Genomic DNA, 22806 nt, shown 5'->3' with positions numbered 1-22806 from the left:
CGTACCGGGGCGTAGGCCGCACACCCGTACGATGTGCGGGTGGAGATCCGGAAGACGCGCTACGACCACCCCGACGCCGTGCTGCTGACCGAGCAGGTGCAGCAGGAGTACGTCGTGCGGTACGGCGGCCCCGACGAGACGGCGATGGACCCCGACCACTTCGACGGCCCGCAGGGCGAGTTCATGGTCGGTTACCTCGACGGCGCCCCCGTGGCGACCGGCGGCTGGCGCGGTCAGGACGCCTCCCCGGAGGGCTTCGAGGACGGCGACGCCGAGGTCAAGCGCATGTACGTGGTGCCGCAGGCCCGGGGCCGGGGCTTCGCACGCCGGATGCTCGCCGCACTGGAGGCCGGCGCCGCCGCGGCGGGCCGCACCCGGATGGTGCTGGAGACGGGGCAGATGCAGCCGGAGGCGATCGCCCTCTACGCCTCCTGCGGTTACACGCCGGTGACCAAGTTCGGCCACTACAAGGACAGTCCGCTCAGCGTGTGCCTGGGCAAAACGCTCCGGGCACCGGCCGAGGAGGCCGTTCCCGCGTAGCCTTGGTCCATGATCGAGGACAGCGCGTCCGCCCGGCTCGCGGCGGGCAAGTACGTACTGGTGACCACCTACCGGCGGGACGGCCGTACCGTTGCCACCCCGGTCTGGGTGGTCCGCGACGGTGAGGCGGTCGGCGCCTGGACCGCGGCGGACTCCGGCAAGGTCAAGCGGATCCGCAACCGCGCCGACGTACTGGTCGGCCCCTGCGACGTACGCGGCAACCCCACCGGGGAGCAGGTGCCCGCGCGCGCCGAGATCCTCGGACCGCAGGAGACCGAGCGCTACCGTTCCCTGGTCGCCCGCAAGTACGGCCTGATCGGCCGGCTGACCCTGTTCGGCAGCCGGCTGCGCCGCGGCCGCGAGGGCACGGTGGGCGTGCGGATCACCCTCACGTGAGCGGCGGTGTGCCGCGGCAGGGCGCCTGCACGGTGAGCGTCTGCCGCGACTGCTGCTGCGGTACGGAGAAGGTCCCCGGCGTCGACCACGACGCTCAACTCGACCTGCTCCGGCGGGAACTCGCCGGGGTCTGCCGGGTACGCGTCACCGAGTGCCTCGACGTGTGCGAACAGGCCAACGTCGTCGTCGTGCAGCCCTCGCCGGAGGGGCGCGCGGCCGGAGGCCGGCCGGTCTGGCTCGGCCTGGTCAACGATCCCGCCGCCCTCGGCGACATCGTCGCGTGGGTGCGCGCCGGGGGACCGGGCCGCGCCGTACCGCCCGACGTCCTGGACCTCTACGCCATCGAACCGCCGGGCGGCCGCGCCGTGGACGCGGCAGGCTGAGCGGGCCGGAAACGCCGCCGCGAGGCCCGGGACACGGCAGGGGCCGTACGGGCTTCGTTGCCCGTACGGCCCGTGAACCGGCCGTGCCGGAGGGTCAGTCGATGCTGCGCAGGATGTGCGGCTCGTTCAGATCGTCCTCGTAGCCGGCCAGTCGGATCGGTGCCGACCTGGCCCAGACGTCCAGGTTCCGCACCTCCCGCTGTTGCGCGGGCTGATCGTCAGGCTCCTTGGGGAGCTGGTTCCGCTTTGACTTCTCGGGTGTCACCGCGCACTCCTTCGTGTCGGGTGAGCCGGACGCCGGCCCGGCCGCTGCCGGACGCCGACCGCCCGGTCGGGCTGATGGCTGAGCGGACGCGGTGGCGCCGGTTGCGGAACCGGGCGGGGACCGCGGTGGGCGGTTCCTCCCGGGGCGGAGGCAGGGGGTGTTGGTGCTCCCCCGAGGGCCTTTCCGTCGGGAGAAGCCTATGCCCGGACGCGGGGTGCCACCATCCCAATACGGCGCGCCGCGGCGACGGCCACCCTTCCCGCGGATGCCGGGCGGTCGTCACCCGGTGTTCAACCGCTGCGCCGGACCGCCCCGGGGCGGGCGCAGGAGAGGGTCGCCCACACCGCGCGACCGGTGCCGTGCGCCGGCGGACGAACGCCCCAGCCTTCGGCCAAATGGGCGACGAGGGCCAGCCCGCGGCCGTTCTCGTCGCCGTCGGCGGCCGCACGTGCCTGGGGACCCGCGGGCCCGCGCCCTTCGTCGACGACCTCGATGTGCAGCGTGCCGCCCGCCGTCCAGAGCAGGCACGCGACGTGGTCGCTGCCGCTGTGCACGACCGCGTTGGTGAAGAGTTCGCTCACCACGAGGCCGGCGTCGTCGCCCAGTTCCGCCAGGCCCCATCCGCTCAGCGCGGAACGCACCTGGCGCCGCGCGACGCCGACCGACGAGGCCTGCGCCGGCAGTCGGAGCCGGAAGGTGTCCCGGGCGCTGAGGGCAAAGAGCACACACGCAACTATGGCCACTGCTTGCACAGAAGGCAAGGGTCATTCTGCAAATTGCACAATCGCCAGTATCAGGGTGTGGGTTCCATTCCTGACATGGCACACTGCTGCCATGCGTGAGTTGCGACGTGGGTGAGGCGAAGGCGAGCGGGGCGCCGACCGTCCTCCGCGTGATCCTCGGCAAACGCCTCCACGACCTGCGGGAGAAGGCGGGCTGCTCGTACGAACAGGCCGCGCGCGAGCTGGACGTCACCCATGCCACCGTGCGCCGGATGGAGAAGGCCGAGGTCGGCCTGCGCATCCCGTACGTGGAGAAGCTGCTGGCGCTGTACGGCGTCGACGCCGCCGAGGCGGCGACCTTCATCGACCTCGCCCGGCAGGGCAACCGTCCCGGCTGGTGGCACCGTTACCGCGACGTCCTGCCGTCCTGGTTCAGCGCCTTCGTCAGCCTCGAGGGCGAGGCGGCCATCATCCGCGCCTACGAGCCGCACTACGTCCCCGGTCTGCTGCAGACCGAGGACTACGCGCGCGCCGTGCTGAGGGCCGGCCGCCCGGGCGCCTCCGCGGAGGAACTCGAGCGCCTGGTCGCGCTCCGCCGGGAACGGCAGGCGCTGATCGCCCGGCCCGAGGCCCCGCTGCTGTGGGTGGTGATGGACGAGACCGTGCTGCGCCGCCCCATCGGCAGTCCCGGCGTCATGCGCGCCCAGCTGGACCGGCTGGCCGAGGCTTGTGAGCTGCCGCAGGTGAGACTGCAGATCATGCCCTTCGACGCCGGGCCGCACCCGGCGATGTACGGGCCTTTCCACATCTTCCGGTTCCAGATCCGCGAGCTGCCGGACGTCGTGTTCACCGAGAGCCTGGTGGGCGCCGCCTACCTGGACGACGTGGACGACGTCTCGGCGTTCCTCGAGGCCCTCGACCGGATGTGCGCGCAAGCCGCGCCGGCACACAGCACCGCAGCCATCCTCGATGGCATCCGCAAGGAGATCTGACATACATGGACGACCGCATATACAACGGCATGCGCGCCGTCGACCTCGGTACCGAGGGCTGGCACAAGCCGTGGAGCGGCGGCAACGGGGGCAGTTGCGTGGAGGCCATGAAACTGGCCGACGGCAGGGTCGCGCTGCGGCAGTCCACCGACCCCGACGGGCCGGCCCTCATCTACACGGACCACGAGATCAGGATGTTCATCCAGGGCGCCAAGGACGGGAAGGCCGACTTCCTGCTGTCCTGAGCCCCCGCATTGACATCTTCGAGTGAACCCAGCCCGCGCGGGCAACCGCGACGACCGACGGGCTGTCTCCAGCGGTAATCCGCCGGACGGACGGGACAAGGGGAGCAGCATGACCGGACAACTCGGACCGCTGTACGAACCGGGAGTGGCCTACGTGCGCATCGCCGCTGCCGACGCGGCGACCGCCCACAGGGTCGCCGACGTCATCGCCTCCCGGTATCCGGGGACCCGCCCGCCCCGGGTGACCACGCATGCGGACGGGTTGGTCGAGTTCGACCTGTACACGTACACCCTGGAGGAGGTCAGCCCCTCCGGGCCCTACGACGCCCAGGGCCCGGAGAGCTGCTGACCGGACCCCGGGCGCCGCGCTTGCGCCGGATCAGCCCTGACCCGGGTGGAGGACGACCTTGGTGTAGCCCTCGATCCGCTTGTCGAACTTCTCGTACGCCGACGGCGCGTCCGTCAGGGGCAGCTCGTGGGAGACCACGAAGCTCGGGCGGGCGCGACCCTCGATGATCATGTCGCGCAGCTGCCGGTTGTAGCGCTTGACGTTGCACTGCCCGGTGCCCAGCCGCAGGCCCTTCTCGAAGAGCCGGCCGATGGCGACCAGCAGCCGGCCGCTCTTGGCCTGCTCGTCCGGGCCGCCCGGGTCGGACGGCACGTACAGGCCGGGGATGCCCAGGGCGCCGGTGGGGCGCACGGTGTCGATCAGGGAGTTCAGCACCGCCGCGGGCTCCTCGCGGCCCGCGCCGCCGGCCTGGGCCTGGTAGCCGACCGCGTCGACGCCCTTGTCGGTGCCCTCGCCCTTCGTGTGCTCCTTGATCTGGTCCACCGGACTGCCCTTGGTGAAGTCGATCGGGACCGCGCCGATCTCCTCGGCCTTCTGCAGCCGCTCCGGCACGCGGTCCACGACGAACACCTTGGCCGCCCCGCGCAGCATCGCCGAGTACGCGGCCATCAGCCCGACCGGGCCGCCGCCGTACACCGAGACGCTCTCGCCGGGGGAGACCTGGGCGAGCTCACAGCCGTGGTACCCGGTCGGGAAGATGTCGGCGAGGAGCACGAAGTCGGACTCGTTGGCGGTGCCCTCCGGCAGTTTCAGACAGTTGAAGTCCGCGTACGGTACGCGCACGTATTCCGCCTGACCGCCCGGCCAGGGGCCCATGGCCACATAGCCGTAAGCGCCTCCGGCGAACCCCGGATTGACCGTCAGGCAGTAGCCGGTGAAACCCGCCGAGCAGTTCTTGCAGAATCCGCAGGCGACGTTGAAGGGCATGACCACGCGGTCGCCCTGCTTGAGGGTGGTGACCCCCTCGCCGACCTGGTCGATGATCCCCAGGTTCTCGTGGCCGAAGACGATGCCGGGCTCCGCGGCGGTCCGGCCCTCGTACATGTGCAGGTCGGAGCCGCAGATCGCGGTCGACGTCACCCTGACGATCACGTCGTTGGGGTGCTGCAGGCGTGGATTGTCGACTTCCTCGATGGCTACTTCGAACGGTCCTTTGTAGACGACGGCCTTCACGTGGACACCTCCGATTGGTGTCTGATTCGCGGCTTACGTGACCTATTTCTCATGCTGCCCCCTTGGGCAGTGCGAGACAAGCCAGCTATTCTTCACGTGGAATATGGCGATTTGTGATTGACCGCGAGGAAAGGCGGGAAGAATGGCCCACCGCTCAGGAACGCTGCTCGTCCCCGTGCCCGGCCTGTCCGGCACGGTGTACCCGGTGGGCACGCGCGTGGCCATCAGCGGACGGGGCTCCGCCGTCGACGCCTTCGTGGACGGTGACTGGCTGCCGCTGTCGTGGTGGGAGTTCGCGGAGGGCCGCAACGACGACGTGTACGAGGGCCCCACCGCCTGACGTCCCTCCCGTGACCGTGACGCCGCTTCGGCAGCCGTCGCAGGGCGACGAGTTGCCCGGCCGGTAACGGCAACTCTCCCGGCGGGCCACTGAGGTCGGCGTTCTCGCGGACCATGACCGGCCCGTGGCAGCCGAGTTGGGGGCGCGGGCGCTTCCCTCGGCCGCCGTGACGGCGGCGATCACCGCAGGCACCTTCCGGCCATCGGTCAGCGCGCCGCCACGGCGTGTGTGCCCAGCCCCGCGAGCCGCGCCAGACGGCGGTGCGAGTCCAGCAGCGCCGACCGGTCGTAGCCGGCCGTGGTGACCAGCACCTCGTCCGCCCCGGTGCGTGCCGCCAGGCCCGACAGCGCGGCCGTCACCTCGTCCTCGGTGCCGTGGACGCCGTTCGACAGCGTCCCCTCGAACACCTCGCGCTCGCGCGCCGTCATGTGCCGCGCCAGCACCGCGTCCGGCGGCGCGAGCGGCGGGAATTCGCCCTGCGTACGCGAGTGCGCCAGCGACCAGGCCTCGGACACCAGCAGCCGCCGCGCGGCCTCCGTCGTCTCCGCGACGGACACGGTCGTCGACACCACGACGTACGGCCGCGCCGCCCACGCCGAGGGCCGGAACGCCGCGCGGTAGGCCTCGATCGCCTCCCGCATGCGCTCCTCGCCCCGCACCGCGGCGATCACCAGGGGGAGCCCGAAGGCCGCCGCCGTGGCCGCTCCCGCGCCCGTGGCCAGCACGAACACCGGGACGCGCATCCCCTCCGGCGGCCGCGCGTGCACCGCGCCGGGGCCTGCCGTGCCGGTGAAGTACCCGAGCAGCTCCGTCAGCAGTTCCTCGAAGTCCCCGGCGGCCTGGGCATCGCGCCCCAGCGCCCGGCGCACTCCGTCCGTGAAGCCCACCGACCGCCCCAGCCCCATGTCGATCCGCCCGGGGAACAGCGACTCCAGCACCCCGAACTGCTCCGCCACCACCAGCGGCCGGTGGTTGGGCAGCATGACCCCGCCCGTGCCCACCCGGATCCGGGACGTGGCTGCGGCGACCGCCGCGGCCAGCACCGCAGGCGAGGACCCCGCCACCCCCGGCACCCCGTGGTGCTCCGACACCCAGAAGCGCCGGTAGCCCAGCTCCTCGGCGTGCCGTGCCAGCCACACCGTGTCCCGCAACGCCTGCGCGGGCTCGGCGCCCTCGCGGACGGGGGAGCGGTCGAGGATCGAGAACGGAATCGGGGGGAGCTGCGGTGCGATCACCCTTGGTGCAACGCCCACCGCGGCGCGGGATTCCCGGGTGGGGACGCCCCGGACGCCGCTCAGTCCTCCCGGCGGGCGTACGTCACCATCAGCACGCCGCTTTTGTGCGTCCGCACCTCGGTCACGTCGTACGCCTGCGGGGCGAACTCGCCCGCGAACAGCGGGACACCGGCGCCCGCCACCACGGGGTTGAGCTTGACGACCAGCTCGTCGATCTCCGGGCGCAGCGAGGCCGCCAGCCGGCCGCCCCCGCACAGCCAGATGCCCGCCCCGTCCCGCCGCTTCAGCCCGCGCACGAACTCCAGCGGGTCACCGGAGACCAGCTCCACAGCGGGGTCCGGGCTCGCCCTCATGCCGCCGGACACCACGTACTGCCGCAGGTGCGGATAGGGACTGGTGAGCCCGAAGGGCAGCCCCACCTCGTAGGTGGCCCGGCCCATCAGCACCGTGTCGAACCGCCGGTTCGGCGCGTCGGCGATGCCCAGCGGGCCGCGGGCCTGCGCCGGCAGGGTCTCCGGGTACTCGGCGAGGACCGTCTCCATGTGGTCGCCCACGGCCGCGAGGAAGTCGTACTCGCCCTCCGGCCCGGCCACGAATCCGTCGATCGTGGACGCCACGAAATACGTCAGCCTGCGCATGCTTCCCCCCGGTACGCGATGATCGTCGACCGGGGCCAAGGTAGTCCGTGGACGGATCCCACCGCCACGCGGTACCCCGGCCCTCAGAGTAGATTCGGTGACGACCCGCGGGGGACGGCGGGGGATGGCGGAGGCTGGGATGACGGAAGCCGCGGGCGCGACGGACCGGGCCGGCACGCTGACGCTGGGCGGGGCGAGCGGGCGATGGGTCCTCGCGGCGGTGGTCCTGGGCTCGGGCATGACCCTCCTCGACGGCACCGTCGTCAACGTCGCCCTCCCGACGATCGGCAAGGAGCTCGGCGCCACGCTCGCCGGCCTCCAGTGGACGATCAACGCCTACACCCTGACCCTCGCCGCGCTCATCCTGCTGGGCGGCTCGCTCGGCGACCGCTTCGGGCGGCGCAAGGTCTTCATGATCGGCACGGTGTGGTTCGCGCTGGCCTCCCTGCTGTGCGGCATCGCCCCCAGCATCGAGGTGCTGATCGCCGCCCGCGCCCTGCAGGGTGTCGGCGGGGCGCTGCTCACCCCCGGGTCGCTGGCCCTGATCCAGGCGTCCTTCGCGTCCCAGGACCGGGCCCGCGCGATCGGCGTGTGGTCGGGCCTGGGCGGCATCGCGGGGGCGCTGGGGCCGCTGCTCGGCGGCTGGCTGGTCGACGCCGTCAGCTGGCGCTGGGTGTTCTTCATCAACCTCCCGCTGGCCGTCCTGGTCATCGCGGTCGCCTCCCGGCACGTCCCGGAGAGCCGCGACGAGAGCGTCACCGGCGGCTTCGACGTCGCGGGCGCCGTGCTCGGTGCGGTCGGCCTCGCCGGGGTCACCTACGCCCTGATCTCCGCGGGCGGAAGCCACCCGGACATCGCCGCCGTCTGCGTCTCCGGCGTGGCGGGCCTGGCCGCGTTCGCCGGGTTCGTGGTGACCGAGCGGCGCAGCCCGCACCCGATGCTGCCGCCGAGGCTCTTCTCGAACCGCCAGTTCACCGCCGCGAACCTGGTCACCTTCGCGGTCTACGCGGCGCTCGGCGGCCTGTTCTTCTTCCTGGTGCTGGAGCTGCAGACCGAGGCCGGGTACTCCCCCCTGGCGTCCGGGACGGCGCTGCTGCCCATCACGGTCATCATGCTGGCGCTGTCCGAGCGCGCGGGCCGGCTCGCCGAGCGCATCGGGCCGCGGATCCCCATGACGGTCGGGCCGGCGATCTCCGCCGTCGGCCTGCTGCTGATGCTGCGGATCGGCGCGGACGCCTCGTACGTCGCCGACGTCCTGCCTGCGGTGTGCGTGTTCGCCCTGGGCCTGGCGACCACGGTCGCCCCGCTCACGGCCACCGTCCTCGGCGCCGCCGAGGTGCGGCTCGCGGGCACCGCGTCCGGGGTGAACAACGCCGTGGCCCGTGCGGCGGGCCTCCTCGCGGTGGCCGCCCTGCCGCTCATGGCCGGGCTCTCCGGCGACGACTACGAGGACCCGGCTGCCTTCGGCCACGGGTTCCGGGTCGCCGTCACGATCTGCGCCGGGATGCTCGTGGTGGGCTCGCTCCTCGCCTGGTTCGGCATCCGCTCCGACGTGCTCCGCGAGACCCCCGAAGAGCCGGCCAAGCCGGCTCCGGCGTGCAAGCACTACTGCGCCATCGGCGCTCCGCCCCTGCAGAGCGGCGAGGAGTCCGCATGCGGGACGGTGACCGGCGGCGGGCCGGACATGCGCAAGGACCGCCCCCCGGCCGGGTGACCCGTGCGACCGGGTCCCGACGGGACCGGGTCAGGAGGGCTCAGTACTCCTCGGACTCCGGTACGAGATGCATCGCGGCCTCCTCGGCGGAGGCGGCCGCCCCGTCGATGCCGATGTCCTGGGCGACCATGCCCTCGGTCTCGTAGTGCGCGCCCTCGTCGGGGGCGACCAGACGCCCGGCACGCGGGCCCCCGACCTCGCCGTCGATCAGCTCCCCGTCGGTGTCCCACGCGTCCCCGATGCCGTCCCCGTCGGGGACCGGCAGGTCCGGGAGCTCCTCGGCCAGGCGTTCGTCGAGCGTCTCGCCCCGCAGGCGGCCCGCCGCGGTGATGGCGGGCTTGTTCACCGCCCAGGGCCGCTCCGGCGGTGAGTAGCCCTCGTCGAGTATCTGGTCGACACCGTGGTAGTCCAGGGTGTCCTCGGGCTCCAGCAGCCCGGCGTCGTCCTGCACCTCTGACCCGTCCGGCTGGTAGACCTCGTCACCCATCTCGTTCTCTCGCATGTCCGTCTCCTCGCTCACGCGCCGCCACCGCCTCGGCGCCGCCTCGCGGGCCGCGCGCCCCCTCTTCCCCTCCACACTCTTCCGTCCGGACGCCGATCGCCACCCGGAAGGGTGAAAAAGGTCGGTGCGGGAGCGTTCCCCGGACCTTCACCCGCCGTCCGGCGCCCCCGCCGCCCCGGCCGCGCCACCGTCATCCTGCGCGGCGGCCGGGGCGGCGGTCCGAGGACCCGGGCACCGGGGGTCAGCGTCGGGCGGACCGCCGGCCGACGGGACCGAAGTCGTCGTCGCAGTCCCGGCCGGAGAACCCGTGCGCGAAGCCCCTGACCACCCGGAAGGAGGCGGTGGTCTGGACGCGCGGCGGGCACCGCAGCGTCACGGTGTACCAGCCCGGCCGGGTGTGCTTCGGCACCCGGAAGCTGCCGGCCAGCAGGCCGCCGCCCCTGCCCAGGGGCAGCAGGTTGACCTGGCCGCCGGCTTCGGACTGGCCCTTGGAGTAGTTGGCGTCACGGCCGCAGGCCGTGGTGGTGACCATCAGCCGCATTCCGGGGACGGCGTAGTAGGGGGTGACCCACGCATTGGGGAAGTCGGAGGCAGGGGCGGAGGCGGAGGCGGTGGGAACGGTGAGACCGATGACGGCCGCGGCCATGGCGACACCGCCAAGAACGCGTGTTGTAGGCATGAGGCAGCTCCAGGTCGAACGGGCAGGGAGAGGAGCGGTCCCAGGGCGTCCGCTCCACGCGGAGCAAAACAGCACCCCGAGGGGCCTGCCACCCGAAAGCGGTGCTCACGGCGCCGAACGCGTCCCAGCGCAGCCCCGGCTCACCACGTCACCGCAGGTCACGCGCCCTGCGGCCGACCGCCTGCGAAAGTGTGCTGCCTTACCCGCAATCAGGTGACGGATCGACAGGGCTGTTCTGCTCAAAGAGGATTGACGGATCATCAGGAAGTGGGGGCGATCACGCTTCCTCGTGGAGGCCGATCACCTCACGCAGCGCGTCCCGTGCCTCGTGGGAGCTTCCGCCCTGCTCCAGCAGCGCGGCGGCGATCGCGTCGAGCTTGCGCTGGACGGCGTGCTCGGCGCGACGTTCGGCGTTCTTGAGCAGGGCGAGCAGCAACAGCGTGACGGCCGTCATCAGATCCGCGGCGAACAGCTGCCACTTCAAGGGCAGCCCGAGGGCGTGGACGACGAGGAAGCCGGCCACCAGGAGCAGGCAGACGCAGTAGAAGAGCGGCGAGGCCGTGAAGTTGGACGTCGCCTCGGCGAGCCGCTCGAACCGGCCCCGTCCGCCCTCCTCGTCGGTCCGCTCGGCCGGATGCCGGAACGCCACGCCGTCCTCCTGGGGGCTCGTCGACGATGGGCGGTGCGGTGCGCGGGTCGTGCCGGGCCGGCCCGCGTCCGCCGATGCGGGCCGGCCCGGCACGTCCCGTCCGCGGTCAGCAGATGCGCGGCAACTGCTCGCCCAGCGGCAGGTCCACCACCCGCGTCCCGCCCAGGCCCGTACGGGCGACGACCATGCCCGCGTGGTCCGCCACGCACTCCCCGATGACCGCCGCGCCCGCGCCCAGTGGATGCGCGCGCATCGCGGCCAGCACCTCCTCAGCCACCGCGCGGGGCACGAAGGCGACGAGCCTGCCCTCGTTGGCGACGTACATCGGGTCCAGGCCCAGCACCGCGCAGGCGTTGGCCACCGCGGGTGGCACGGGCACCGCCCGCTCCTGCAGGACGACACCGACACCCGAGGCGGCCGCGATCTCGTTGAGGGCCGCCGCCAGACCGCCACGCGTGGGGTCGCGCAGTACGTGCACGTCCGTCGTGACGCGCAGCACGGCCTCGACGAGCCCACCGAGCGCCGCAGTGTCGCTCTCGATCTCGACCCCGAACTCCAGGCCCTCGCGCACGCTCATCACGGCGACGCCGTGCGCCCCGATCTCCCCGCTGACGATGACCACGTCGCCCGGCGCCGCGCGCTGCGGACGGATGTCGACACCGTCGGGGATCAGACCGATGCCCGCGGTGTTGACGTACAGCCCGTCGCCGTGGCCGGCCTCGACGACCTTGGTGTCGCCGGTGACGACCTCCACCCCCGCGGTGCGCGCGGCCGCGCCGAGCGCTTCGGCGACCCGCGCCACCAGCGGCATCTCCACCCCCTCCTCCAGGATGAAGCCGCAGGAGAGGTAGGCGGCCCTGGCCCCGCTCATCGCCAGGTCGTTGACCGTGCCGTTGACGGCGAGGTCGCCGATGCTGCCGCCGGGGAAGAACAGCGGCCGCACCACGTAGGAGTCGGTGGAGAAGGCCAGCCGGGCCCCGCCGAGCGTCACGGCCGCCGAGTCGGCGAGCCCCGCCAGCACCTCACCGCCGAAGGCGGGGGCGAAGACGTACCGGACGAGTTCCGCGGACAGTGCGCCCCCGCCGCCGTGGCCCATCACCACCCGCGGCTGGTCGCGCAGCGGCGCCGGGCAGGTCCAGCCGGAGAAGTCCGGGGCGGCGAGGGTCTCTGCGATGTCAGCCAACGGGGCTCGCCTCCAGGGGTGCGCTGGTCCCGCCGAGCCGGCGGTAGAGGTAGTACGCGGCGCAGGCCCCCTCGCTGGAGACCATCGTGGCGCCCAGGGGCGTACGGGGCGTGCAGACACCGCCGAACGCCTCGCACTCGTGCGGCTTGATCAGGCCCTGCAGTACCTCGCCGCTGCGGCAGGCGGCCGGCTCCCGCGTGGTGATGCCCGTGACGGAGAACCGGTGCTCGGCGTCGTACTCCCGGTACCGCTCCGACAGCCGCCATCCGCTGTCGGGGATGACACCGATGCCGCGCCAGGCACGGTCGGTGACCTCGAAGACGTCCGCGAGCATCGCCTTCGCCGCGGGGTTGCCCTCCGGGCGCACGGCGCGCGGGTAGGCGTTCTCCACCCGGTACTGGCCGCGCTCCAGCTGGCGCACCGCGCGGCGCACGCCCTCCAGGATGTCCAGCGGCTCGAAGCCGGTGACGACGATCGGCACGCCGAACCCGTCCGCCAGCTCCGGGTACTCCTCCGTCCCCATCACGCTGCACACATGACCGGCCGCCAGGAACGCCTGCACGCGGCAGTCCGACGAGCGCATGATCGCCTCGATCGCCGGGGGGACGCGGACGTGGGACACCAGCAGGCTGAAGTTGGCGATGCCGAGCTTCCGGGCCTGGTACACCGTCATCGCGTTGGGCGGGGCGGTGGTCTCGAAGCCGATGCCGAAGAAGACGACCTCGCGGTCCGGGTTCTCCCGGGCGATCCGCAGCGCGTCCAGCGGGGAGTAGACGACGCGCACGTCACCGCCCTCGCCGCGGACGCCGAAGAGGTCGCGCCCGGTGCCGGGGACGCGCAGCATGTCGCCGAAGGAGCAGAAGATCACCCCGGGGCGGGAGGCGATCTCCAGTGCCTTGTCGATGACCTCCAGCGGGGTCACGCAGACCGGGCAGCCGGGGCCGTGGATGAGCTCCACCTCCTTCGGCAGGAGCTGGTCGATGCCGTGCCGGATGATGGTGTGGGTCTGGCCGCCGCACACCTCCATCAGCGCCCAGGGCCTGGTCACGGTCGCGTGGATGTCGTCCAGCAGCCTCCGGGCCAGCTCCGGGTCCTGGAACTCGTCGATGTACTTCACCGCTCCGCCTCCGCCGTCGTTCCCGCCTCGGCGGCCGCCTGCTGCCAGGGGTCGCCGAACTCCTCCTCCAGCAGCCCGAGGTTCCCAAAGAGGGCGAGCGTCTGCCGCGCCGACTCCTCGTCGAGCCGCTGCAACGCGAAGCCGACGTGGACGATGGCGTACTCGCCGACCTGGAGGTCGGGCAGGTACTCCAGGCACACGTCCTTCACCACGCCGCCGAAGTCGACGACCGCCATCTTGGTGCCGTCCCGTTCCTCGATCTCCAGCACCTTGCCGGGTACCGCCAGGCACATCAGCTGTCTCCTCGCTGTGGGTGGGGGTTCGTGGGGCCGCCGCGGGCGGCGACGACCAACTGGCCGAGCGCCAGGCCTCCGTCGTTGGGCGGGACGAGCCGGTGGCGCAGCACCGTGAAACCGTCCTCGCGCAGGTCCCGCGCGCACGCGGAGGACAGCAGGGCGTTGGCGAAGACGCCGCCGCTGAGCGCCACCGTCGTGGTGCCCTCCGCCTCCCGTACGGCCGCGCACACCCGGCGCACCAGGTCGGCCACCGCCCGGTGGAAGCGCCCGGCGACCACCCCGGCGGGCACGCCCGCGTGCAGGTCGGCAACGACGGCCGCCAGCACCGGGCCGGGGTCGCAGGCGGTCGCTCCGTCGGCGCCGGAGCCGATGCGCAGGGTGAAGGCGTAGCCCTCCGTGGGCAGTCGGCCCGCCGCCACCGCCGCGGCCTCCAGTTCGACGGCGGCCTGCGCTTCGTACCCCGCCTCGTGGCACACCCCGGCCAGCGAGGCGACGGCGTCGAAGAGCCGGCCCATGCTGGAGGTCGGGACGCAGTGCAGCCCCCGTTCCAACTGGGTGGCCAGCAGCGCCCGCTCGTCCTCCGGGCAGGCGGCCGTGCAGGGCAGTTCCGGCGCCCAGGGCAGACCGGCCGCCCGCAGATGCGCCAGCGCCATCCGGTAGGGGCGGCGCACCGCCGCGTCCCCGCCGGGCAGCGGCACGTACGCCAGGTGCGCGGGCCGCCGGAAGCCGTCGTAGTCGGCGAGCAGGAACTCACCGCCCCACACCGCGCCGTCGTCGCCGTGGCCCGTCCCGTCGAAGGCGACGCCGATCACCGGACGCGTCCCGTCCAGCCCCGCCTCGGCCATCGCCGCCGCGACGTGCGCGTGATGGTGCTGCACCAGCCGCAGCGGCCGCTCGCCCGCGGACCGCCGGGCCCAGCCCACCGAGCGGTAGCCGGGGTGCCGGTCCGCGGCCAGCAGCACGGGCCTGACCCCGGTGATCTGCTCCAACTGGCCTTCGGCGGCCGTGAAGGCGGTCAGCGTCGCCAGGTCGTCCATGTCGCCGACGTGGGCCGACAGCCAGGCGTGCCGTCCTTCGCCCACGCAGAAGGTGTTCTTCAGGTCGCCGCCCACGGCGAGCGCCGGCGCCACCTGCACGGGCAGGGGCACCGGGAGGGGCGCGTAGCCGCGCGAGCGCCGTACGGGCAGTTCCTCGCCGTCGCAGATCCGCACCACCGAGTCGTCGCACGGCACATGGATGGGCCGGTCGTGCGTCAGCCATGCGTCGGCCAGGCCCGCCAGCCGTTCCAGCGCCTGCTCGTCGTCGGTGACGATGGGCTCCCCGCCCAGGTTGCCGCTGGTCATCACCAGCAGCCGGGGCCCCGGGGGATCGCCCGGCAGCCCCAGCAGCAGATGGTGGACCGGCGTGTACGGCAGCATGACCCCGAGGTCGGCGACCCGCGGCGCCACGGCCTCCGCGACCCCGCGCACCCCCGCGCGCCGCCGCAGCAGGACGATCGGCCGACGCGCGCCGGTCATCAACTCCCGCTCCGCCGGGCCGACGTGGGCCAGCCGCTCCACGTCCGCGACGTCCCGCGCCATCAGGGCGAACGGCTTGTCGCCGCGGTCCTTGCGGGCCCGCAGCAGCCGTACGCTCTCCTCGTTGCCCGCGTCGCAGGCCAGGTGGTAGCCGCCCAGGCCCTTCACCGCGACGATCGCGCCCGCCGCCAGCAGCCGCCGTGCCTCCGCGAGCGGTTCGCCCTGCCATGTTGTGCCGTCCGTGCCGTCCGTGCCGTCCGCGCCCTTCGTGCCGGGCAGGACCAGCCGCAACCGGGGACCGCAGTCGTGGCAGGAGACGGGCTGGGCGTGGAAGCGGCGGTCGGCAGGGTCCTCGTACTCGGCCCGGCACGTCGCGCACATCGGGAACCGGGCCATTGTGGTGTTGGGCCGGTCGTACGGCAGGCCGGTGACGATCGTGAAGCGCGGCCCGCAGTGCGTGCAGGTGATGAACGGGTGCCGGTGGCGGCGGTCGGCGGGGTCGCGCAACTCGGCCAAGCATGCCTCGCAGGTGGCGGTGTCGGGCGAGACCAGGGTGCGGGAGGCCGCGTCGCCGGGGCGCGAGGGGCTGATGGTGAAGTCTGTGCCGCCCGCGAGGGGGAGTAGATGATGGGAGACCGACTCCACCACCGCCAGCGGCGGCGCTTCGGAGCCGATCCGTGTGCAGAAGGACGCCACCGCGCCGGGGGCGCCCTCGACCTCGGCGACCACCCCGTCGCCGGTGTTGCCGACGTGACCCGCGAGCCCCAGCTCACGGGCCAGACCGAATACGAACGGCCGGAAGCCGACTCCCTGCACGACCCCCCGGACCAGCACCCTGCGGCGCTGCGCGGTCCGGGTCGCGGGCCCCGGCTGACCCGGCATCAGTGCGTGTGGCCCACGGAGGGGATGTGCCCGGCGGCGTCCTGATGCGGGTGCTCGTGCGGGTGCGCATGGGTGTGCCCGTGCGCGTGGCCGTTCTCCACGGCGGTGCGCGCCATCACCGGACGGTGCACCGCGGCCCCCGCGTGCACGGCCAGCGCCCGTTCCAGCAGCACGCCCGCGCCGTCGCCGTCCCGCGTGGACGTGACGACCACCTCCACGCCCGGGTTGACCTGGGCGACGGCCGCCAGGAAGGCCGCCTCGTCGAAGCCGGCCGCCTCGGCGATGTCGTACTTCGTCACGATCACCAGATGCGCCAGGCCGAAGGCCGTCGGGTACTTCAGCGGCTTGTCCTCGCCCTCGGTGACCGAGGCCAGCACCACGCGCAGTGACTCGCCGAGGTCGTACGAGGCGGGGCAGACGAGGTTGCCGACGTTCTCCACGAACAACAGGTGCGTGCCCTCCGGCAGCCAGGAGTCCACCTGCGACCGCACCATCGCCGACTCCAGGTGGCACAGCCCGTCGGTGAGCACCTGCCGCACCGGGGCACCGGAGCGGGCCAGCCGGGTCGCGTCGTTCTCGGTGGCGAGGTCGGCGGTGAGCGCCGCCACGGGCACCCCCCGCAGCCGGGCCAGCCCCAGTTCCGACTCCAGCAGCGCCGTCTTGCCGCTGCCCGGGCTCGACAGCAGGTTCACCATGACGGTCCCGCGTGCGGCCAGTTCCTGGCGCAGGTCCTGTGCGCCGCGGTCGTTCCTGGCGAGCACGGACTGCCGCAGATCGGTCACTTTGCACATAGTCCTCAGCGCTCCTCGGGGAGTGTGGCGGCCGGTCGGCGCTGCGCGGCCCACCGCACCTCGGTGATCCGCAGTTCACGGCCGGACAGCAGCTCCGTCGCCGCGCTGTCACAACCGGGACAGGTCAGCCGCGGGGGCATGCCGGTGGGCCAGTCCCGCGCGCAGCGCGCGCAGCGGGCCCGGCCGGGGACGGTCTCGGTGGTGAGGGCCGCGCCCTCCAGCACGGTGCCGGTGCAGGCGAGGTCGAAGCTGAAGGCGAGGGCGTCCGCCACGACACCGGCGAGTTCGCCGACCTCCAGGTGGACGGACTCCGCGGAGGGTGCCGCCCCCGTACCGTCCGCGAGCCGGGCGGCGGCCTCCTCGACCTGCTCCACCACCGCCACTGCGATGGACATCTCGTGCATCGGTCTCTTCTCCGGTGTGCGGGTGCCGGCCGGGCCCCGGCTGCCGGCGCGCCCGGTGGGCGGTGCCGGCGGCTGACGCGGCTCATTGAAGGCCCGGCGCCCGGGGCACTCGGCCCGCCACGCCGCCGGGGCGGCGACGGCCTACCCGTTCGGCCTCACATGGACCGGATGTGCAGGTAGCGCTTCACGTCGGGCAGGACGCGGGACAAGGCGAGGGCGGCCACGGCCGCGCCCACCGCGCTCAGGGCGATCTTCCACATGGCGGGGTGCTCCTTTCTGCTCGTTGCCGGGATCTGTGGCCGCGGCGGGCCGGTCAGGCCACCGCGTGCGGGTCCGCGGGCCGCTCGCACTCCTCGCCGACGACCCGCAGCACCAGGCGCACGGCCTCGTCCACGGCGGCGGCCACGGGAGCGCTCAGACCGATGCCCTCCTCCAGGCAGGCCGGCTCGCAGCCCACCACCAGGACCCGGGAGGGCCTGGGGGCACCCGTCCCGGCGCTGAGGGTGTCGAGCAGCGCCAGTACGGTGTCCGGGGTCATCCGGTGCCCGTCCACGAGGGCCTCACCCGGGCCGTCGCCGCCGGGCGGCGGAGCCTCGATGAGGTGCAGCGTGCCCGGGGAGCCGCCGCGTGCGACGGCGTCGACGAGGACCACGCTGCGGTACCCGTCGAGGAGCTGGTAGGCCAGGTGCACGCCCCGCACGCCGGTGTCGGTGACGTGGACGCCGTCGGGCAGCGGGTGCCCGGACAGCCGGCGCACCACTTCGACGCCGAAGCCGTCGTCGCCCAGGAAGATGTTGCCGATGCCGGCGACCAGCACGCCGCCCGTGCTCACACGTCCTCCAGGGGAGCGAGTTCGTCGGGCTGGAAGTACAGGAACCGGCCCTGTTCACGGCGGATCTCCGCGCCGGGGTCGCCGTCGACGGTGACCGCGAGGTGCACCCCGCCGTCCACGTCGTGCAGCACCGCCTCCACCTGGGCGCTGCGCCCGTGCAGGAACAGGTCCTGTGCGTCGGTGCGCCGCCGTCCCGGCTGCAGCACGACCCGGCTGCCCGCGGCCACCCAGGTGTCGCCCACCATCACGCGGTCCCGGGCCGGGTCGACCGAGGCGTCGGCGCCGGGGTCCCACCAGGGGGTCCCGGGAACCGCGGCGGGTGTGCCTGCCGGAGCGGTGACCTCGCGCAGCGCGCGCACGGCCCCGTGCAGACGCTCCATCACCTCCGGCGGCATGGACTCGGCCAGGTCGATCACCGCGGCGGCCCGGTCGTCCGTACCGCGCGCCTGCCGCTTCTCCTCGTCGGTGAGGGCGGCGGTGCGCAGCGCCAGGATCTCGTCGATCTCGGTGGCGTCGTAGAGCGCCCCCGGGCTCTCCGGGGCGATCCGCGGATGGTCCTCCAGGATGATGGGGGAGGAGAGCACCACGTTCGCCGCGCCGTGGTCGCCCGCCAGCACCGGCCAGGTGTTCTCGTTGCGGCACTCGGCGACGGCGGCCTTCGCCCACTCCGGCGGGTCCGTCATCGACACGAAGTAGCCGGAGGTCAGGCCCAGCATCAGATGGGCCGAGACCAGCGCGTGCGGCAGTGCCTCCTCCCGGCTGCAGGCCAGGGCGCACCCGGTGTTCTCCGCGACGGCGGTGAGCCTCAGCACCCGGTAGGGGCCGGGCAGTTCCTCGGCGGAGATCCGCAGGACGCCCTCCAGACGCGCCCGGCGGCGCAGGACGCGCCCGGCGGGGGTGCCGTCGGCGCCGGTGACGATCTCGCTCTCCTCCGTCGCGGGGACGGTGAAGGGCAGGACGACGTCCTCGGCGGTCAGCGCCGCGATGTCGACGGACACCTCGACGCGTTCCTCCACACCCTCGTCCCACGGGACCAGCACCCGGTCCGGCAGCTGGAGTTCGTCGGTGGGCTCGAACCCGCCGTCGGCCAGGACCCGTTCCACCGTGCGCCGCTGGGCGTGCAGGAAGCGCAGCTCCGCGTGGAGCGCGGCGTCCGCGCGTGGCTCCATGAGGATCTGGGTCCGCTGCAGGACGGGTTCGCCGGACGCGTCCGCCCACGCCGGGGGCACGAGCACCCCGAACTGCCAGCGCATCCGGTTCTTCGCCGAGGACGCCCGGTACGGGTAGAGCACGTAGCCCTCGAACAGGACGGCGTCGGCGGCCTGACGGGCCGTCGCGAAGCGTTCCGTGGCGGCCGTCACCGGGTGGCACCCCCCGCCGGGGCGGCGGCGCCGGCGAGCAGGGCCTCGACGGTCGCCTCCCAGGAGGGCAGCGCGTTCGCGCTGCGGAAGGACCGCAGCGACTCTAGCGCCGTACGGGGGAGCCGGATCCAGCCGCACCCCGGGAAGTGGGCGTCGATGGTCTCGCGCCACACCGCCACCGGCATGCGGCATACGGCCTCCTTGTCCCAGGGCACCGGCTGCACCTGGAAGCCGGCCGGGCCGAGGAAGGCGGTGCCGGAGAAGAGCAGCAGCAGCGGTGCCTCGCCGTCCTGCAGGGCCTCGAAGTACTTCGTCGAGGCGACGTCCATGTCGTAGGTGCACTGCACCGGCAGGTCCACCTCGGTCTCGCCGGTGAAGCCCGGCACCATCAGCGACACCTGGGCGAACTGCATCGGCTGCAGCGTGCTGCCCCACCGCTCGCGCTCGCCGAACAGGTCGCCGAGGCCCTGCGCCTCGGCGTCGCCGTACGCCCGCTGCGCCGGTTCGATGCGCAACTGGCAGCGCAGCGCGAGGGCGTGCACCCGTTCGCCGCCTGGGGCGGTGATGCGCAGCCGGAAGACCAGCGTCGGTCCCGCGGCGTACCGGTCCGCCCGTACGCCCGTGCAGGCGAAGTCCAGCTCGGTCACGTCGGCAACCCCTCCCGCGGCACCGGTGCGGCCCGCTGTCGTACGTCGTCGAAGAAGGCGGCCAGTTCGGCGTGGGCGCCGGAACCGCCGTCGAACCCCTGCCAGTTCAGGCGCAGCCGGCCCACCAGCTCGTAGGCCCGGTCGACCGGGAGGAGGAAGCACTCGCCGCCGTCGCCCCCGTCGCCGTCCCTGCGGACCAGCAGCGTCTCCACGTCCGGCCGCAGCGTGGTCGCCAGCGGCGAGTCGCCGAACACCTCCTGCCAGGTGCCCGGATCGACCTCGCTCTCGGTGGCGCCGGCCGGGCTCGGGTAGAGGACCACCGGCCGGTCGAGCACCGAGTTGTGGAAGAAGAAGGCGACCGAGACGGGGATGCGCAGCCGCTGCCAGGAGGCCGTGCCGGGCACCGAGCCCGGGTCGCTGAGCACCCGGTCGGGCACGGAGGCGAAGCGGCCTCCGCCGGCGCCGGGCCGTTCGAAGAGCAGCGCGCACGGTACGCAGGCGCAGGCCAGCGCGCGCTTGCCGGTGTCGACCAGGTGCCGGTGGGGGCCCGTCAGCTCCACCCCGCACAGCTCGCAGCGCTCGACCGCGGGCTGCCGGGGCGCCACGAAACGGCGCAGTCCGGCCGCGGGGGTCCGCGGGCTCACGGCGCCCCCGGCGGTCGGTTGCCGATCTGCAGCAGCGCGGGCTCGCCCGCCGCGGGGCCGGAGCGCGGCATCTCGACCACCGTCACCTCGGGCGCGAAGCAGGACAGTGCGGCCTCGATGCGCTGCCGGGTGGCGTCCATGGTGCTGGGGCAGCCGCAGCCGCCGTCCTCGCGGGCGTTCAGCCGGAGCGTGCCGGTCTCGGGGTCGAAGTGCTCGATGCCCACCGTCGCCCCGGCGCGCGCCGCTTCGACGGCACGGCCGACCCGGGTGAGGGTGTCCTCGGGGTGCAGGTCGTGCAGGGTCAGCAGACCCGCCACCATCTCGTCGGCGATCAGCACGGCGAGCGGGTCGGCCGTGCCGTTCTTGAGGAGGGTGACGGCGCGCGTCAGGCCCGCGCCGTAGAACTCCATGAGGGTGCGCACCAGTTCCTCGGCGGCGCGTGCCGTCTCGCCGTCGCCGGAGGCCGCGAACGCGTCGAGGATCTCCTCGACGCGCCGCGCCGTCTGCTCCGCGCTCATCCGGCCATGCCGCTCAGACCGGTGGGGACGTGGAGCTTCTCCACGGTGCGCCCGCCGCCGACGTACATGTGGACGCCGCACGGCAGACACGGGTCGAAGCTGCGCACGGCCCGCATGATGTCGATGCCCTTGAAGTTCTCCGGGGAGTTCTCCTCGAAGATCGGGGTGTTCTGCACCGCGTCCTCGTACGGGCCCGGGGTGCCGTAGGTGTCGCGCACGCTGGCGTTCCACGGGGTCGGCGGGTACGGGTGGTAGTTGGCGATCTTGCCGTCGCGGATGACCATGTGGTGCGAGAGCACGCCGCGCACCGCCTCGGTGAAGCCCACGCCGATGCTCTCGTCCGGGACCTCGAACTTCTCCCACGTCTGGGTGCGGCCGGCGCGGACCTCGTCCAGCGCCTTCTCGCAGAAGTACAGGGCGCAGGCCGCGGAGTAGGCCTGGAAGTAGGTGCGGGCCCGGTTGCGCTCCAGGGCGTTGCTCCACTGCGGGATCTTCCACTCGAAGGTGGTCTCCGGCTTGGTGAGCGTCTTGGGCAGGTTGATCACCACGCTGTGCCCGGTGGCCTTCACGTACCCCATGTCGACCAGGCCGTTGAGCGCGGTGGACCACAGGCGGGCGAGCGGGCCGCCGCCGGTGTCCAGCGCCAGATAGTCCTTGCCGTCGAACCAGCGCGGGGACATCACCCAGCTGTACTTGTCGTCGAAGTCGCGCTTCTGGGGCGCGGGGATGGTGTGCTGGTTCCACGGGTGCCGCGGGTCGACCGGGTTGCCGAGCGGGTCGTGGGTGACGAACTGCTCCTGGCCCTCCCAGTCCTGGTAGTAGGAGCTGCCCAGCAGGATGCGGATGCCCAGGTTGATCTGCGTGAGGTCGTTGGTGACCAGCTTCCCGTCCACCACGATGCCGGGGGAGACGAACATCTTCCGTCCCCAGTCGGTCATGTTGGCGTAGGTGAAGTCGCAGTGGTCCGGGTCGTTGAGGGCGCCCCAGCAGCCGAGCATGATGCGGCGGCGGCCGACCTCCTCGTAGCCGGGCAGGGCCTCGTAGAAGAAGTCGAAGAGGTCGTCGTGGAGCGGTACGACGCGCTTCATGAACTCCACGTACCGCATCAGCCGGGTGAGGTAGTCGGTGAACAACTGCACCGACGCGATGGTGCCGACGCCGCCCGCGTAGAGGGTGGAGGGGTGGACGTGCCGGCCCTCCATCAGGCAGAACATCTCACGGGTGTACCGGCTGACCTGCAGCGCCTCGCGGTAGAACTCCCCCTCGAGCGGGTTGAGGGAGCGCATGATGTCGCCGATGGTGCGGTAGCCGTGCTCGGCGGCGTGCGGGGCCTCGGTGCGGTTGGCCTGCTCCAGGACGCCCGGGTTGGTCTCGCGGACCATCTTCTCGCAGTAGTCGACCCCGACCAGGTTCTCCTGGAAGATGTTGTGGTCGAACATGTACTCCGCGGACTCGCCGAGGTTGATGATCCACTCGCCGAGGTGCGGCGGCTTCACCCCGTACGCCATGTTCTGCGTGTAGACCGAGCAGGTGGCGTGGTTGTCGCCGCAGATGCCGCAGATCCGGCTGGTGATGAAGTGCGCGTCGCGGGGGTCCTTGCCCCGCATGAAGACGCTGTAGCCGCGGAAGACCGACGAGGTGCTGTAACACTCCGCGACGCGCTTCTGCTTGAAGTCGATCTTCGTGTGGATGCCGAGGCTGCCCACGATCCGGGTGATCGGATCCCAGGACATCTCCATCAGGCCACTGCCGTCTCCGGCCGTCTTCGTCTTCGGAGCCATGGTGTGTGCGT

General features: G+C 73.0%; 29 protein-coding genes. 8 read left to right on the top strand and 21 right to left on the bottom strand.

Translation table 11 applies throughout. The features are described 5' to 3' along the window. The first annotated feature begins 39 nt into the window (after positions 1 to 39). Genes AC1VWI_RS04540 through AC1VWI_RS04530 form a run of 3 tightly spaced genes read left to right on the top strand, consistent with a single transcriptional unit; the run spans position 40 to position 1319 of the window. The gene (locus tag AC1VWI_RS04540; RefSeq protein WP_499509606.1) at positions 40 to 540 is read left to right on the top strand and encodes a GNAT family N-acetyltransferase; all 501 of its coding nucleotides are present in this window, start codon (positions 40 to 42) and stop codon (positions 538 to 540) included. Between the two features lie 9 nt (positions 541 to 549). Next, positions 550 to 936, top strand: coding sequence for a PPOX class F420-dependent oxidoreductase (locus AC1VWI_RS04535; RefSeq protein ID WP_499509605.1), 387 nt, complete (start codon positions 550 to 552; stop codon positions 934 to 936). Further along, complete coding sequence (locus AC1VWI_RS04530; protein WP_499509604.1) at positions 933 to 1319, top strand: (2Fe-2S) ferredoxin domain-containing protein; 387 nt, start codon at positions 933 to 935, stop codon at positions 1317 to 1319. The genes AC1VWI_RS04535 and AC1VWI_RS04530 overlap by 4 nt, the downstream gene beginning before the upstream one ends. A gap of 94 nt (positions 1320 to 1413) precedes the next feature. Here AC1VWI_RS04530 and AC1VWI_RS04525 read toward each other — a convergent pair whose 3' ends face one another. Beyond that, positions 1414 to 1584: a hypothetical protein gene (locus tag AC1VWI_RS04525; protein ID WP_018560806.1), complete on the bottom strand. Its 171-nt coding sequence runs from the start codon at positions 1582 to 1584 to the stop codon at positions 1414 to 1416. A gap of 290 nt (positions 1585 to 1874) precedes the next feature. Continuing rightward, entirely contained in the window at positions 1875 to 2309 is a 435-nt protein-coding gene (locus AC1VWI_RS04520; RefSeq protein ID WP_499509603.1) for an ATP-binding protein, read from the bottom strand. Between the two features lie 167 nt (positions 2310 to 2476). Between AC1VWI_RS04520 and AC1VWI_RS04515 the strand changes: the two genes are divergently transcribed. From AC1VWI_RS04515 to AC1VWI_RS04505, 3 genes are all read left to right on the top strand, one after another. Then, positions 2477 to 3298, top strand: a complete 822-nt coding sequence (locus AC1VWI_RS04515; RefSeq protein WP_499516718.1) for a Sco1979 family transcriptional regulator — start codon at positions 2477 to 2479, stop codon at positions 3296 to 3298. A gap of 5 nt (positions 3299 to 3303) precedes the next feature. Next, positions 3304 to 3543: a DUF397 domain-containing protein gene (locus AC1VWI_RS04510; protein ID WP_499509602.1), complete on the top strand. Its 240-nt coding sequence runs from the start codon at positions 3304 to 3306 to the stop codon at positions 3541 to 3543. A 109-nt stretch (positions 3544 to 3652) separates the two neighbouring features. Continuing rightward, positions 3653 to 3892, top strand: a complete 240-nt coding sequence (locus AC1VWI_RS04505; protein ID WP_499509601.1) for a hypothetical protein — start codon at positions 3653 to 3655, stop codon at positions 3890 to 3892. A 30-nt stretch (positions 3893 to 3922) separates the two neighbouring features. On the opposite strand, the gene AC1VWI_RS04500 is transcribed toward AC1VWI_RS04505, so the two are convergent. Beyond that, positions 3923 to 5065 (bottom strand): glutathione-independent formaldehyde dehydrogenase, encoded by a 1143-nt coding sequence (locus AC1VWI_RS04500; protein ID WP_499509600.1) that lies wholly within the window; start codon positions 5063 to 5065, stop codon positions 3923 to 3925. 142 nt (positions 5066 to 5207) lie between these two features. Here AC1VWI_RS04500 and AC1VWI_RS04495 point away from each other — a divergent pair, with 142 nt between their 5' ends. Next, positions 5208 to 5405 (top strand): hypothetical protein, encoded by a 198-nt coding sequence (locus tag AC1VWI_RS04495; RefSeq protein ID WP_499509599.1) that lies wholly within the window; start codon positions 5208 to 5210, stop codon positions 5403 to 5405. 206 nt (positions 5406 to 5611) lie between these two features. Here the strand turns inward: AC1VWI_RS04495 and AC1VWI_RS04490 are convergent, their stop codons facing one another. Further along, complete coding sequence (locus AC1VWI_RS04490) at positions 5612 to 6640, bottom strand: MsnO8 family LLM class oxidoreductase (RefSeq protein ID WP_499509598.1); 1029 nt, start codon at positions 6638 to 6640, stop codon at positions 5612 to 5614. A 59-nt stretch (positions 6641 to 6699) separates the two neighbouring features. Further along, entirely contained in the window at positions 6700 to 7278 is a 579-nt protein-coding gene (locus AC1VWI_RS04485) for a dihydrofolate reductase family protein (protein ID WP_499509597.1), read from the bottom strand. Positions 7279 to 7417: 139 nt separating this feature from the next. On the opposite strand from AC1VWI_RS04485, the gene AC1VWI_RS04480 reads away from it, so the two are divergent. Next, on the top strand, positions 7418 to 8992 hold the full coding sequence (locus AC1VWI_RS04480) for a DHA2 family efflux MFS transporter permease subunit (RefSeq protein ID WP_499509596.1): 1575 nt from the start codon (positions 7418 to 7420) through the stop codon (positions 8990 to 8992). 40 nt (positions 8993 to 9032) lie between these two features. Here AC1VWI_RS04480 and AC1VWI_RS04475 read toward each other — a convergent pair whose 3' ends face one another. From AC1VWI_RS04475 to AC1VWI_RS04400, 16 genes are all read right to left on the bottom strand, one after another. Next, a complete protein-coding gene (locus tag AC1VWI_RS04475; RefSeq protein ID WP_499509595.1) occupies positions 9033 to 9494 on the bottom strand; it encodes a DUF5709 domain-containing protein in 462 nt (153 codons plus the stop codon). Positions 9495 to 9735: 241 nt separating this feature from the next. Then, entirely contained in the window at positions 9736 to 10173 is a 438-nt protein-coding gene (locus AC1VWI_RS04470) for a sortase (RefSeq protein ID WP_499509594.1), read from the bottom strand. A gap of 277 nt (positions 10174 to 10450) precedes the next feature. Then, positions 10451 to 10822 carry a low affinity iron permease family protein gene (locus AC1VWI_RS04465; RefSeq protein WP_499509593.1) on the bottom strand — a complete coding sequence of 124 codons (372 nt, stop codon included), beginning with the start codon at positions 10820 to 10822 and terminating at the stop codon, positions 10451 to 10453. Between the two features lie 106 nt (positions 10823 to 10928). After that, positions 10929 to 11996, bottom strand: coding sequence for a hydrogenase expression/formation protein HypE (gene hypE, locus AC1VWI_RS04460; protein WP_499516717.1), 1068 nt, complete (start codon positions 11994 to 11996; stop codon positions 10929 to 10931). Position 11997: 1 nt separating this feature from the next. After that, positions 11998 to 13122, bottom strand: coding sequence for a hydrogenase formation protein HypD (hypD, locus tag AC1VWI_RS04455; RefSeq protein ID WP_499509592.1), 1125 nt, complete (start codon positions 13120 to 13122; stop codon positions 11998 to 12000). Continuing rightward, positions 13119 to 13415, bottom strand: coding sequence for a HypC/HybG/HupF family hydrogenase formation chaperone (locus AC1VWI_RS04450; protein ID WP_018560791.1), 297 nt, complete (start codon positions 13413 to 13415; stop codon positions 13119 to 13121). The genes hypD and AC1VWI_RS04450 overlap by 4 nt, the downstream gene beginning before the upstream one ends. Continuing rightward, positions 13415 to 15817 carry a carbamoyltransferase HypF gene (gene hypF, locus AC1VWI_RS04445; RefSeq protein ID WP_499509591.1) on the bottom strand — a complete coding sequence of 801 codons (2403 nt, stop codon included), beginning with the start codon at positions 15815 to 15817 and terminating at the stop codon, positions 13415 to 13417. Before hypF ends, AC1VWI_RS04450 begins: the two co-directional genes overlap by 1 nt. After that, positions 15817 to 16608, bottom strand: a complete 792-nt coding sequence (gene hypB / locus AC1VWI_RS04440; RefSeq protein ID WP_499509590.1) for a hydrogenase nickel incorporation protein HypB — start codon at positions 16606 to 16608, stop codon at positions 15817 to 15819. The genes hypF and hypB overlap by 1 nt, the downstream gene beginning before the upstream one ends. 5 nt (positions 16609 to 16613) lie before the next feature. After that, positions 16614 to 17012, bottom strand: coding sequence for a hydrogenase maturation nickel metallochaperone HypA/HybF (locus AC1VWI_RS04435; protein ID WP_499509589.1), 399 nt, complete (start codon positions 17010 to 17012; stop codon positions 16614 to 16616). Positions 17013 to 17167: 155 nt separating this feature from the next. After that, a complete protein-coding gene (locus tag AC1VWI_RS04430; protein WP_499509588.1) occupies positions 17168 to 17272 on the bottom strand; it encodes a DUF6893 family small protein in 105 nt (34 codons plus the stop codon). Between the two features lie 53 nt (positions 17273 to 17325). Then, positions 17326 to 17844, bottom strand: a complete 519-nt coding sequence (locus AC1VWI_RS04425; RefSeq protein ID WP_499509587.1) for a hydrogenase maturation protease — start codon at positions 17842 to 17844, stop codon at positions 17326 to 17328. Continuing rightward, positions 17841 to 19205 (bottom strand): hypothetical protein, encoded by a 1365-nt coding sequence (locus AC1VWI_RS04420; protein WP_499509586.1) that lies wholly within the window; start codon positions 19203 to 19205, stop codon positions 17841 to 17843. Before AC1VWI_RS04420 ends, AC1VWI_RS04425 begins: the two co-directional genes overlap by 4 nt. Then, positions 19202 to 19852, bottom strand: a complete 651-nt coding sequence (locus AC1VWI_RS04415) for a DUF6084 family protein (protein WP_499509585.1) — start codon at positions 19850 to 19852, stop codon at positions 19202 to 19204. Before AC1VWI_RS04415 ends, AC1VWI_RS04420 begins: the two co-directional genes overlap by 4 nt. Then, positions 19849 to 20496 (bottom strand): DUF5947 family protein, encoded by a 648-nt coding sequence (locus AC1VWI_RS04410; protein ID WP_499509584.1) that lies wholly within the window; start codon positions 20494 to 20496, stop codon positions 19849 to 19851. Before AC1VWI_RS04410 ends, AC1VWI_RS04415 begins: the two co-directional genes overlap by 4 nt. Next, positions 20493 to 21014, bottom strand: a complete 522-nt coding sequence (locus AC1VWI_RS04405; RefSeq protein ID WP_499509583.1) for a NifU-related iron-sulfur-binding protein — start codon at positions 21012 to 21014, stop codon at positions 20493 to 20495. Before AC1VWI_RS04405 ends, AC1VWI_RS04410 begins: the two co-directional genes overlap by 4 nt. Next, positions 21011 to 22795: a nickel-dependent hydrogenase large subunit gene (locus tag AC1VWI_RS04400; protein WP_499509582.1), complete on the bottom strand. Its 1785-nt coding sequence runs from the start codon at positions 22793 to 22795 to the stop codon at positions 21011 to 21013. Before AC1VWI_RS04400 ends, AC1VWI_RS04405 begins: the two co-directional genes overlap by 4 nt. Positions 22796 to 22806 lie beyond the last annotated feature (11 nt).

This window comes from Streptomyces sp. TOM-9, from assembly GCF_056858595.1.
This window is presented reverse-complemented; position numbering and strand designations above follow the sequence as displayed.

Bases quoted from the DNA above. Each gene is read 5' to 3' on its own strand.
- AC1VWI_RS04535 (WP_499509605.1), top strand. From the start codon at position 550: ATGATCGAGGACAGCGCGTCCGCCCGGCTCGCGGCGGGCAAGTACGTA.
- AC1VWI_RS04510 (WP_499509602.1), top strand. From the start codon at position 3,304: ATGGACGACCGCATATACAACGGCATGCGCGCCGTCGACCTCGGTACC.
- AC1VWI_RS04505 (WP_499509601.1), top strand. From the start codon at position 3,653: ATGACCGGACAACTCGGACCGCTGTACGAACCGGGAGTGGCCTACGTG.
- AC1VWI_RS04495 (WP_499509599.1), top strand. From the start codon at position 5,208: ATGGCCCACCGCTCAGGAACGCTGCTCGTCCCCGTGCCCGGCCTGTCC.
- AC1VWI_RS04485 (WP_499509597.1), bottom strand. From the start codon at position 7,278: ATGCGCAGGCTGACGTATTTCGTGGCGTCCACGATCGACGGATTCGTG.
- AC1VWI_RS04480 (WP_499509596.1), top strand. From the start codon at position 7,418: ATGACGGAAGCCGCGGGCGCGACGGACCGGGCCGGCACGCTGACGCTG.
- AC1VWI_RS04475 (WP_499509595.1), bottom strand. From the start codon at position 9,494: ATGCGAGAGAACGAGATGGGTGACGAGGTCTACCAGCCGGACGGGTCA.
- AC1VWI_RS04470 (WP_499509594.1), bottom strand. From the start codon at position 10,173: ATGCCTACAACACGCGTTCTTGGCGGTGTCGCCATGGCCGCGGCCGTC.
- AC1VWI_RS04450 (WP_018560791.1), bottom strand. From the start codon at position 13,415: ATGTGCCTGGCGGTACCCGGCAAGGTGCTGGAGATCGAGGAACGGGAC.
- hypF (WP_499509591.1), bottom strand. From the start codon at position 15,817: ATGCCGGGTCAGCCGGGGCCCGCGACCCGGACCGCGCAGCGCCGCAGG.
- hypB (WP_499509590.1), bottom strand. From the start codon at position 16,608: ATGTGCAAAGTGACCGATCTGCGGCAGTCCGTGCTCGCCAGGAACGAC.
- AC1VWI_RS04435 (WP_499509589.1), bottom strand. From the start codon at position 17,012: ATGCACGAGATGTCCATCGCAGTGGCGGTGGTGGAGCAGGTCGAGGAG.
- AC1VWI_RS04430 (WP_499509588.1), bottom strand. From the start codon at position 17,272: ATGTGGAAGATCGCCCTGAGCGCGGTGGGCGCGGCCGTGGCCGCCCTC.
- AC1VWI_RS04405 (WP_499509583.1), bottom strand. From the start codon at position 21,014: ATGAGCGCGGAGCAGACGGCGCGGCGCGTCGAGGAGATCCTCGACGCG.
- AC1VWI_RS04400 (WP_499509582.1), bottom strand. From the start codon at position 22,795: ATGGCTCCGAAGACGAAGACGGCCGGAGACGGCAGTGGCCTGATGGAG.